Annotated in this window: 10 protein-coding genes; 5 read left to right on the forward strand and 5 right to left on the reverse strand. The window is 70.2% G+C overall.

Translation table 11 applies throughout. From position 1 onward, the window contains the following. The first annotated feature begins 18 nt into the window (after positions 1–18). Positions 19–153 carry a hypothetical protein gene (locus tag VF697_RS03625; RefSeq protein WP_331092073.1) on the forward strand — a complete coding sequence of 45 codons (135 nt, stop codon included), beginning with the start codon at positions 19–21 and terminating at the stop codon, positions 151–153. 43 nt (positions 154–196) lie between these two features. Here VF697_RS03625 and VF697_RS03630 read toward each other — a convergent pair whose 3' ends face one another. The 4 genes from VF697_RS03630 to VF697_RS03645 all read right to left on the reverse strand — a co-directional run bounded on the left by VF697_RS03630 (position 197) and on the right by VF697_RS03645 (position 3,301). Then, positions 197–370 carry a hypothetical protein gene (locus VF697_RS03630; RefSeq protein WP_331092064.1) on the reverse strand — a complete coding sequence of 58 codons (174 nt, stop codon included), beginning with the start codon at positions 368–370 and terminating at the stop codon, positions 197–199. A 90-nt stretch (positions 371–460) separates the two neighbouring features. Further along, the gene (locus tag VF697_RS03635) at positions 461–1,090 is read right to left on the reverse strand and encodes an SRPBCC family protein (RefSeq protein ID WP_331092065.1); all 630 of its coding nucleotides are present in this window, start codon (positions 1,088–1,090) and stop codon (positions 461–463) included. 12 nt (positions 1,091–1,102) lie between these two features. Continuing rightward, positions 1,103–2,233, reverse strand: coding sequence for a hypothetical protein (locus VF697_RS03640; RefSeq protein WP_331092066.1), 1,131 nt, complete (start codon positions 2,231–2,233; stop codon positions 1,103–1,105). A gap of 171 nt (positions 2,234–2,404) precedes the next feature. Next, positions 2,405–3,301 carry a hypothetical protein gene (locus tag VF697_RS03645; protein WP_331092067.1) on the reverse strand — a complete coding sequence of 299 codons (897 nt, stop codon included), beginning with the start codon at positions 3,299–3,301 and terminating at the stop codon, positions 2,405–2,407. 357 nt (positions 3,302–3,658) lie between these two features. Between VF697_RS03645 and VF697_RS03650 the strand changes: the two genes are divergently transcribed. The 3 genes from VF697_RS03650 (at position 3,659) to VF697_RS03660 (ending at position 7,656) form a co-directional block, all read left to right on the forward strand. After that, entirely contained in the window at positions 3,659–4,297 is a 639-nt protein-coding gene (locus tag VF697_RS03650; protein ID WP_331092068.1) for a class I SAM-dependent methyltransferase, read from the forward strand. A gap of 3 nt (positions 4,298–4,300) precedes the next feature. Then, on the forward strand, positions 4,301–5,110 hold the full coding sequence (locus tag VF697_RS03655; protein WP_331092069.1) for a class I SAM-dependent methyltransferase: 810 nt from the start codon (positions 4,301–4,303) through the stop codon (positions 5,108–5,110). Between the two features lie 80 nt (positions 5,111–5,190). Further along, positions 5,191–7,656: a hypothetical protein gene (locus VF697_RS03660; protein ID WP_331092070.1), complete on the forward strand. Its 2,466-nt coding sequence runs from the start codon at positions 5,191–5,193 to the stop codon at positions 7,654–7,656. A 20-nt stretch (positions 7,657–7,676) separates the two neighbouring features. Here VF697_RS03660 and VF697_RS03665 read toward each other — a convergent pair whose 3' ends face one another. Next, positions 7,677–9,014 (reverse strand): MFS transporter, encoded by a 1,338-nt coding sequence (locus VF697_RS03665; RefSeq protein ID WP_331092071.1) that lies wholly within the window; start codon positions 9,012–9,014, stop codon positions 7,677–7,679. Positions 9,015–9,295: 281 nt separating this feature from the next. Between VF697_RS03665 and VF697_RS03670 the strand changes: the two genes are divergently transcribed. Next, on the forward strand, positions 9,296–10,277 hold a 982-nt coding region (locus tag VF697_RS03670), incomplete at its 3' end, for a serine/threonine-protein kinase (RefSeq protein WP_331092072.1).

Genomic DNA, 10,277 nt, shown 5'->3' on the forward strand with positions numbered 1-10,277 from the left:
GGTCATCTCGGGCTGTGGATTGTCCGGGAAATCGTCGATGCGCATGGCGGGAGCATCGATCTCGCCAGCGTGCCGGACGAGGGCTCGACCTTCACCCTCCGCCTGCCGTTGGCCTCCACCCCGGAAGCCGTGGTGCCCCAGACGAGGCCATGAAGAAGCAACCCACGGCCCTCCTGGTCAGTGAATCCCGAGGAGGCTACTTGCGGTTGCCGCGCATCCTCGGCGGCGGATTCTCCACGAGGAAGGGGTTGGACGGCTTGCCAGCCTTGTGGGCCTTCTTGGCGGCCGCGGGCTTCGTCGTGGAAGCCTCGGACTTCGCCTGCGGGCTCGCGGGCTTCTTCGTCGTGCTCTTCTTGTCGTCGGTCGGCATGGTGTCCTGAGGAGTAATGAGGTCGGCCACCGTAGCGCACCTCGTGGAGCAGCGCTTCCAAGGTGCCAGGCGGCCCGTCGAACGCCTGCATCAGCCGCCTGTGTAGAACGCGGCCGTCCGCTCCGCCATGCCGCGGGCCGTCGCGGGCTCTTCGCCCCCGGCGATGTGCGCTCGCGCCCACGCCTCGGCGCTGGCCCTCATGAAGGCCTTGCCTTCGTCGGAGGTTGTCCAGCCCTCGACCGCCTCCAACTCCACGGTCTCGCCGCCCGAGGCGATGTGCAGACCCAGGCCCAGAAGGCTCAGCTCCCAGCCCACGCCTGCCGCGCCCGGCCCATACTGTTTCCAATGCTCGTCGACGTCGGAGGCCTGGACGATGTGCTCGAGCGTCAGGCGCGTCCCCTCGCCCTCGGGCTCCAGCCGCACCGTCACCCAGCTCATGCCGCCCATGAACTCCCAGGTGACGTCCAGCGCCTCCGGCGGCTCGCAACGCGTGATGGAGCCACCGGCGTTACCCTCGAGCTGGTAGCGGCCGCCGAGCCTCAGCTCGCCCTCGATGGGCATGAACCAGCGGGGAAGTCGCTCGCGGTTCGTCACCGCGTCCCAGAGGTTGGCCGGGTGCGTGCGATAGCCGCGCACCGCCCGGAGCACCCGCGCCGGCTTTCCCTCGTGCTCCCGCTCCAGGAACTGGCGGAACTCGGCCCCGATCGCATCAGCAAACATGTGGTGGGGCACTCACTTCGCCTTGGGCGCGAGCCGCAGGTCGTTCTCGTGGATTTGCGGCTTTTCGCAGTCCCCGCACTCGAGCTGGACCCTGTAATACCTGCCCGGTGCGTACCCGGTAATCACTCCGGGAATCCACTTGTCCAATCGCTCATTGTACTCGACCCGGTCGCCAATCTTGAACTTCGCGTTGTCCCACGGGGCCCTTGGAACCTCCTGCCCGTTCGGCTCCGCGACACCCGTCCGAGGCGAGGCTCGTGGTTGCTGCTCCCGCGGACCCTTGCCTCCCGAGGGCGAGAGTTCCAGATCCACTCCGTAGACTCCGTTCTGGGTCATCAGGGGAGCGTCACCGTCCTTCGGGGCGAACACCAGCCGGGCCTCGGGAGCGGGGGCCGGCCGCTCCTCGTACGCGCCCGCGCCCGACATGGGTTTGGGTGAGACGAGCAGCGGCTCCTCCGCTCCATCGCGGCTCCGCAGCACCGCCCGCACCCGATAGACGCCGAGGGGAAGATCCTTGAGGACGCGGTCCGCGCTGCGGGACGTGAAGGGTCGCTGGATGCTGAGCGGCTGTCCGGCGCTTCCGTCCATCAACCGGCCCTCGGGCGTGAGGTGGAGGACGACGGTCTTGGACGGGTCACTGACGGCGGTGCCGCCTCCCACCGATTCCCGCACGTCCCAGCGAAGGAAGCCGCCGAAGTAGGAGAGCTCGCTGTCCCGGCGCTTGTCCTGGCTGATGAGCCCGGAGATCTTGAACACGAAGTTCGCCTCGGCCCCGTTCTCCGAGTCGAAGTCCGTCTTGTCCTCACCGACCAGATAGAGCGGCAGCCGGTAGAGCTGCCCGTCATAGCGCACGTCGTGGATGGCATCCTGGACGCTGAAGGTGCCCTCCGGGAGCCGGACGGCATACCGCCCGGCCGCGTCGGTCTTCGCGCTGATGGACTGGCCTACGCCCGCCCCGGAGTTGGTCGGTCCATAGACGCGGATCCGAACGCCCGCGAGCGGTCGTCCCTGGGCATCGACGGCTTTGCCAGTCAGATACCCGGGACGCGCTTCGGCTGACGCGCGGGTGCCCCCGAGCCCGAGGAGCACCGCGGTGGAGAACATCAGTACGGAAAGAAGGCCACGAGGACAGGAAGCGGACATGCGTGGTGCTTTCGGAGAAGGACGAGGCTCCACGAATATCACCGCCTGGCTTTCATGGGCATGAGCCGAGCACGTCCAACGAGTGATGGGGCCGCTGCCCGTGCCGAACCGGGACAGGCCGTACCTGAGCCCCTGGAGCGCTGCCTCAGCGAGACACGTGGCTCGCAGCCTCTACTTGCCGCAAGTGGACTTCGCGGCCTTGCTCACCAGACTCGCCCCGCTCTCCTTGGTGAGCAGGTTCGCCTTGATGAATTCCTGCGAGGTCTTGGTGACGCAGGAGATGTACTCGCCGTGGTTCTTCCAGGCCTTGGTGCACGGGCAGAGGTCGGCGAGCGAGCAGCCGGACGCATTGACGACCTCTCCAGCCGGCGTAGCGGGGCAGGTGTCCTTGTCATCCGTGACCCCGTCGCCGTCCACATCGGCGTTCTCGTACTCGGCGACGACGCGCAGCCGGGTCAGGCCGCCCCAGCCGAAGTCCTCCTCGAATGCGACAGCGAGCTCATGGGCGCTAGGACCCACGGCATTGACCTGGGCCGTCAGGTCGTCACACCGCCAATCGGTGGGGAAGCGCCCGTCCATGACCACGGTCCCGTTCGAGGCCTTCTTCGCGGAGACCGAGGCGAACGCGCCGTTGAACTTCCCATCGACGAAGACGTAGATGCCATCGTTGATGCCGATCCCCTGGCCCGGCTTGTCCACCGAGGTCAGGGTGAGGGCGGCGAGCTTCTTGCCCGGCTTCACGGGCAGCGTGGTGCGGAACCAGGAGTTGGCCGTGCTGGCGCCCTCCACCGTGTAGAACCACGAGACGTTCAGCTTCGCGTCCTGGCGCGCCCACGTCGAGGAGTCCGGCGTTTCCCAGGTCCAGACGCCCTTCTCCGCGCCGTAATAGGTCACGTCGGGGGTGCCATCCGTGGCGGTCTTCCACCAGTGGTACCCCTGGCGCTCGTTGGAGCGTTGCCACACCGGGTCGATGGTCTCGGTGGTTCTCTGGGCAAACGCCAGGCTCGGGGCCAGGATGCAGGCCGCGAGTGCGGCGGTGGCGAGGGCGCGGATCGACGTGCTGTTCATCTGAGATTCCTTTCAGGGGGTGGAGCCGGCCCCTCAGCTCGCTGAGGAGAGGACCGTGCCGAGGCTGTGCATCAGCCAACAGCGGCAAAGCACAGGAGCAAGGCCCATGCCGGGCGCGGTCTGGAGCGTCTCAGAGAGGGGAGCGTCGCGCTCGAGCAGGTGGGCGCGGCGCCTGACACGTTCCTGACGTGTCAGTGCCGTGTCAGCCTTCCATCCGCTTCGGATTGGGTCCAGATGTGATCCGACAAGAGCCCATGGGGTCCCCGCCGACGATACGCACCTCCTCGCCGCCACTCGGCATCGTTGCGAACCTCGGGACCCTGGCCTATGACTCGCCGCGCCGTCCGGGAGCCGCTCGTGGCCGAAGCCGTCGACTACTTCTCCAATCACCGCTTGAAGCTGCGCTACCCCTGGCGCCTGTACCATGGGCCCCTCACGGACGCGTTCGCGCGGGCGGTGCGCCAAGCGCCAGGCCCCGAGCTGCTCAACGTGGGCTCCGGGCCCTTCTTCGAGCTGGAGCTCCTCCCGCCCTCCGACAAGCGCTGGACCATCTGCGACATCGACGCGCGCGCCGTCGAGCTCGCCCAGCGGATTCACGGTGGCCGGCTCGCCCGGGCGGACGTCATGGAGGCCGACAAGCCCCTGCCCTACCGGGACAACAGCTTTGATCTCGTGGCGAGCATGGACGTCATCGAGCACGTGCTCGAGCCCGAGCGCTTCGTGCGGGAAATCCTCCGGGTGATGAAGCCGGGGGGCCGGCTCTTCTTCACCACGCCCAACTACCAGTCCCTGTCCCTCAAGGTGCTGGAGGCCACCGTGCTCGAGGCCATCGCCCGGGTGCAGGGCTTCAGCCGCAAGAACCTCCACCCCACCAAGTTCAACCCCGACCGGCTGCGGCGCATCCTCGAGGACTGTGGTGCCACCCGCGTGTCGGTGAAGGTCATCTCGTTCGGCTGGGTGCTCGTCGCCGAGGCCGAGAAGCCGCACGCCGCCTGAGCCATGAGCAACGAAATCACCCTCGACGACTTCCGCGAGTACTTCCCCTACGCCCCCACCGCGCTCTCCATCAAGGAGTGTGTCCGGCTCTCGCGCACCCGCGGGCTCGACTGCCCCAGCCCCATCCTCGACGTGGGCTGTGGCGACGGGCTCTTCGCCAAGCTCGCGTTCCAGAACGCCGAGGTGTGGGGCATCGACATCGACAGCCGGGAGGCCCGGCGCGCCCAGGCCAGCCGCGCGTATGAGCAGATCGTCCTCGCGGACATCACCCGGGCGAAGCTGCCGGACGGCTTCTTCGCCTCCTGCCTCGCCAACTGCTCGCTCGAGCACATCCCGGACCTGGGCGCCGCGCTGCGCAACATCCACCGCTCGCTCAAGCCCGGCGCGCCCTTCTACACCTTCCTGCCCAACAAGGACTGGGCGCGCTACATGACGTCCGCCCAGACGCTGGAGAAGCTCGGGCTCACCCCGCTCTCCGAGGCGCTCCAGGAGAGCATCAACAGCGTCTTCAAGCACCGCCACCTCGAGGACGCGGACGGCTGGCGCCGCCACTTCGAGCAGGCCGGCTTCGTCGTGGACGCCGTGGAGCCCATTGGCAGCACCGCGTCCACGCGCGCCTTCGAGGCCTTCCTCCTGCCCTCCACCCTCGGGTGGCTCAACAAGAAGCTCACCGGCCGCTGGTCCCTCTCGTCCGAGCTGAGGAAGTGGACGGTGCTGCCGGCGTATGCGCTGGTCCGCACCGCCCTCGCCCTGGCGAAGGATGAGACGCCCACGGCGGAATTCCTGCTCGCATGTCACAAGCCGAAGGCGTGACCCCCCCGCCGGGTGCCCCCTCCGCGCCCCCTCCCGGAGCGCGCCAGGGCCCCGGTGGGAGCCTCGCGCGAGAAGGCGCGGTGTTGTTGCTGTTCGCCGCGCTCTCGGTGGTCATGACCTGGCCGCTCGCCGGAAAGCTGTCCACGCACACCGTGGACGTGGGGGTGGATGATCCGCTGCTCTGCGCGCGCATGCTGGACCACCAGCTCGCGTGGCTCTCCGGCCAGCGACGCCTCTTCGACCTCAACTTCTTCTTCCCCCACCCGAACGTCTTCACCACGACGGACATCTCGCTCGGGTTCCTCTACAGCGCCCTGCCCTTCCTGCCCTTCACCCAGGACCGGCTCACGCTCGTCAACCTGGGCACGTTGCTGAGCTTCGTCCTCACGGGGCATGCCGCCTTCCTGCTCGTGCGCGGGCTCACCCGGCACTCCGCCGCGGGGCTCGTGGCCGGCGCCGCGGCGGCCTTCTGTCTCTGGCGCGTCCACCAGCTCGACCACTGGAACGTGCTGCAGATGCAGTGGTGGCTGTACCTGGCCTGTGCCCTGCTGTGGCTGCGCGAGGGGCCGTCGCCCGGGCGGGCCCTGCTCGTCGCCGTGCTCACGTTCGTCACCTTCAGCGCCACGGTGAACCTGGGCATCTACTCGGTGGCGCTCTCGCTCGCCTTCGGGCTGTACGTGCTCGCGAGCCTGCCCGAGGGTCAGCGCGCACGCGGCGGGGCGTACACGGTGGGCGCGGTGGCGCTCGGTGGGGTGATGCTCGTCCCCATCTACGCGCCCTACCTCCTGCAGGCGAAGCTGTACGACATCCAGCGGGCCGTCGGGGAGATCCAGCTCTACTCGGGGCGCGTGGAGCAGCTCGGGGCCGCGCCGGCGTTCAGCAGGCTGTATGGGCCCGGGTCCTCGCACCTCATGGGCCGCGAGAGCCTGACGTTCCTCGGGTGGTCCGTGCTCGTGCTCGCGCTCGCGGGGCTCCTCCTTCCCGAGCTGTCGCGGAGGGAGCACCGGACGCGGGCGCTCGTGCTGTCCGTCGTCATGGGCCTCGGTACGCTCCTCCTCGTCTGGCAGGGGCTGGAGCAGCGGGGGCTGGCCGTGGCGGCGGCGCTGCTGTTGCTCGCGGCGGCGCTGGGCGGAGGTCGGCTGGGCGCTGGCGAGACGCAGCGCGCGGCGTGGCTCTTCGCCAGCGTGGCGGTGTTCTACTTCTTCGCGTCGCTCGGCCCGGAGGTGTACTGGCACGGGCGGAGCCTCGGCCCCGGCCTCTGGGCCTGGGTGATGAAGCTGCCCGGCTACAGCACGGTGCGCACGCCCGCGCGCTTCCACTTCGCCACGTCCCTGGCCGTCGCGGTGCTCGCGGGCATTGGCCTGTCCGCGCTCCTGCAACCGCTCCGCTCGCGCACCGTCCAGGGAGTGCTCGGTGCGCTCGCGCTGGGGCTCGTCCTGTATGAGCTCCACTGCGTCCCCCTGCCGCTGCGCGGGATGATCACCTTCCCCCAGGCACCGCCCGTGTATGCGTGGCTCGCGAGCCAGCCGGGGAAGGGCGCGGTGGTGGAGCTGCCCGTCATCGAGGGGCTCGAGCGCTACCGCATGTTCTTCTCCATCATCCACGGCCGGCCCACGGTGGATGCGGAGAGCGGCTTCATGCTGCCCGCGTGTACCTGGGTGCTGCACCCGAACATGGTGACGGGCGCCGCGCTGCCCAAGCTGGAGGCGCTGCGCTGGGCGGGGCTCGAGTACGCGGTGCTCTACCCGAACTACCTGCCGCTCGCCGCGCAGGCTCGCTACCGCGAGGTGCTGGGGCGCGCGGGAGCGCGTCTCGCCACGACGTTCCCTGGCATCGAGGTCTGGCGGTTCAACACGCCGGGAGCACCCCTGCCCTTCACGCCGGAGAACGTGGTGGCCAACGTGGCCACCGGACCCGCGTTGAGCGTGGACCAGCCGCTGCCCGTCCGCGTCGAGCTCGCGCCGAAGGGGAATGTGGCGGTGTACGAGCAGGAGGTGCGCCGGCTCACGGTCATCGTGGAGGCCGAGGGGCGGAGCTTCCGTGCGCCGCTCTACCTCGCGCCGCCGCTGCTCGTGCCCTCGCAGGTGGAGGCGCGCTCGGTGGACGTGCCGGTGAAGCTCCCGGCCGGAAAGGCGCGGCTCGCGCTCCGGGTGGAGGACGAGGAGGGCCGCGTCTTCGCGAGCGCCGAGGGCGAGCTGCTCGTCACCACGCCCGACGCGTGGGCCCAGCAGGAGCGGAGCCTGCGCGGTGGGCCGTGTGAGCTCCAGGTCCTCTCCAGCACGCGGGCTCCGGAGGGCGGTGCCCGGCTGCTCGTGCGCGCCGGCAACCGGACGCAGGATGCCTGGGCCGGCACCGCGCACCCGATCGTGATTTGGACCTCGGCCGGGGGCGAGCAGGGGCCCCGCCTGACGCCGCCAGCGACCGCCGCGGGCGAGGACGTGCTGCTCACGCTGAGCATCCCGAGACCCTCGGGCGAGGCCGTCCGCATGCGCGTGCTGACCCCGGATGGGGCCGAGCGCTGCGCGACGGACGCCGCCCTGCCCTGAGCGCGCGGGTCCTATCATCCTCAGTCCTCCGCCGGCTCCATCCGCCTCGTGGCCTCGCGCATCCCCGAGGCCACCTCGGGGAGGATGCCCAGCCGCTCGTAGATGGGACGCGTCCGCTCCCGCAACTTCGGCAGCTTCACGTAGAACCACGCGGCCGTCACCAGGCACACCCCGCCGCCCATGGCGATCGTCGCCGGCGCCCCGATGCGCGCCGCCAGCGCCCCCGCCAGCAGGCTCCCGAAGGGCGCCGTCCCCACGAAGGCCATCAGGTAGAAGCTCATCAGCCTGCCCCGCATCCGCTCCTCGACGATGGTCTGCAAGAGCGTGTTGCTCGCCGCTGTCGCCACCATCATCCCGAAGCCCGTCACCACCATCATCAGCAGCGACGGCACCACCTGCCTCGACAGCGCGAACCCCACCAGCCCCGCGCCGAACAGCGCCGCCGTCAGCACGATGACCCGGCCAAAGCCTCGCACCGTCCGCCTCGAGGCCAGGAACCCCGCGCCCAGCAGCGCCCCCAGCCCCGACGCCGCCATCAGGAAGCCCAGCGTGTTCGGCCCGCCCTTCAGCTCCTCCGAGGCCATCACCGGCATCAGCACCGTGTACGGCATCCCCATCAGGCTCACCACCGCCAGCAGCAGCAGCAGCGCGCGGATGGGCCCGAAGTGGAACGCGTACGCGAAGCCCTCCTTCAACTCCGTCAGCAGGTGCTGGGGCGCGTGCTCCCGCGGCCTGCGCACCATCCGCATCGCCAGCAGCGAGGCGATGACGGCCAGGTAGCTGAAGCCGTCCAGGAGGAAGCAGCCCCCCTCCCCCACCCAGGCAATCAGCCCTCCGGCCACCGAGGGGCCCAGCAGCCGCGCCGCGTTGAACATGGTGGAGTTGAGGGCAATGGCGTTGGGCAGGTCCGCCCGGTCCTCCACCATCTCCACCACGAAGGCCTGCCGCGTCGGCATGTCGAAGGCGTTGATGAGCCCCTGCACCCCGCTGAGCACCGCCACGTGCCACACGGCGATGACGCCCGTGAGCGCCAGCGCCGCCAGCACGAAGGACTGCAGCATGGCCAGCACCTGCGTCACCACCAGCACCCGGTGCCGGTTCCACCGGTCCACCAGCACCCCCGCGAAGGGCGCCAGCAGGAAGGCCGGTATCTGCCCGCAGAAGCCCACCACCCCCAGCAGCAACGCCGAGCCGCTCAGCCGGTACACCAGCCACGCCGTCGCCACCCGCGTCAGCCACGTGCCCACCAGCGACACGCTCTGCCCCGCGAAGAAGAGGCGGTAGTTGCGGTGGCCCAGCGCCCGGAGCAGGAACCGCCACCCTCCCGGCTGCTCCTGCTCCACCGCGCGCTCCGCCATGCCCACTTCCTCCCGATGGCTCCGGGCGCCGCCCACTCCACGGCGTGCCGCTCGGCCTCTCGTTAAAGTAGGGGCCCGCGCGGCTTCCTCCGCCCTCGCATCCAGCCAGGGGCTCGCCCGGCCGGCTGCAAGACACAGATGTCTCTTCAGGTCATGATGCGGTGCGGTGTAGAAGGCCCGGCCCCAGTGGAACCCGCCCTGACCGCCTTCCGGAGTTTTCCGGACTGTAATATTCTACTGGGATTGGTCGGAGAGGGCCTGACTTCGTCAGGGGGACGGAAGTGGAGAGCCTGAAGCCGCAGCAGCCCGCGGCCCTACCGGAGACGGAGGGTCCACCGCACCCGGAGGATTGTCCGGGTTGCGCCCGGTGCGTGTCGGACGCGCTGGAGCGCGAGCTGCTGCGCGCCCACGCGCTGATGGTGGACCCCGAGGCCGAGCCCACCCGTGTCGTCGGCGAGCCCCCGCCCCTGCCCAGCGAGACGCCCGAGGCGCTGCCCCGCGGCACCTCGGTGGGGCGCTACCTCGTGCTGGAGCGGCTGGGCGCCGGCGGCATGGGCGAGGTGTACGCGGCGTTCGATCCCCAGCTCAACCGCAAGGTGGCCATCAAGCTGCTGCTGCCGGGCGGCGAGGGGCTGGAGCCGGGCGAGGCCCACGCGCGTCTGCTGAGCGAGGCGCGCGCCATGGCCCGCCTCTCCCACCCCCACGTGCTGCCCGTCTACGACATCGGCGACTACGGCACGCGGGTGTTCATCGCCCTGGAGCTGGTGGAGGGCTGCACCCTGCGCCAGTGGCTCAAGGCGCAGCCGCGGCGCTCGCAGGAGGTGGTGGACGTGCTCACCCTGGCGGGCCGGGGACTGGCCGCCGCCCACGCCGTGGGGCTCGTGCACCGCGACTTCAAGCCGGACAACGTGCTGGTGGGCAAGGACGGGCGCGTGCTCGTCTACGACTTCGGCCTCGCGTGCGAGCAGGGCGCCAGCACCCCCGGCACCCCCACCCCGGTGGACCTGGCCGCCATCCTCCGCGCCGAGCCCCTCTCCCTGGACGGCACCCTCTCGGGCCCCACCAGCCCGGGCACCCAACCGCGCGAGACGCCGGTGACGCGCGCCGGCCACATCATGGGCACCCCGGGCTACATGGCCCCGGAGCAGTACCGCCAGGAGGCCGTCACCGCCCGCGCCGACCAGTTCAGCTTCTGCGCCACCCTCTACTACGCCCTCTACCGCGAGCACGCCTTCGAGGGCAGCGGCGCCGCCGCGCTCGCCC

This window comes from Archangium sp. (assembly GCF_036388035.1).
GTDB lineage: Bacteria > Myxococcota > Myxococcia > Myxococcales > Myxococcaceae > Archangium.

Bases quoted from the DNA above. Each gene is read 5' to 3' on its own strand.
- VF697_RS03630 (WP_331092064.1), bottom strand. From the start codon at position 370: ATGCCGACCGACGACAAGAAGAGCACGACGAAGAAGCCCGCGAGCCCG.
- VF697_RS03635 (WP_331092065.1), bottom strand. From the start codon at position 1,090: ATGTTTGCTGATGCGATCGGGGCCGAGTTCCGCCAGTTCCTGGAGCGG.
- VF697_RS03640 (WP_331092066.1), bottom strand. From the start codon at position 2,233: ATGTCCGCTTCCTGTCCTCGTGGCCTTCTTTCCGTACTGATGTTCTCC.
- VF697_RS03645 (WP_331092067.1), bottom strand. From the start codon at position 3,301: ATGAACAGCACGTCGATCCGCGCCCTCGCCACCGCCGCACTCGCGGCC.
- VF697_RS03655 (WP_331092069.1), top strand. From the start codon at position 4,301: ATGAGCAACGAAATCACCCTCGACGACTTCCGCGAGTACTTCCCCTAC.
- VF697_RS03665 (WP_331092071.1), bottom strand. From the start codon at position 9,014: ATGGCGGAGCGCGCGGTGGAGCAGGAGCAGCCGGGAGGGTGGCGGTTC.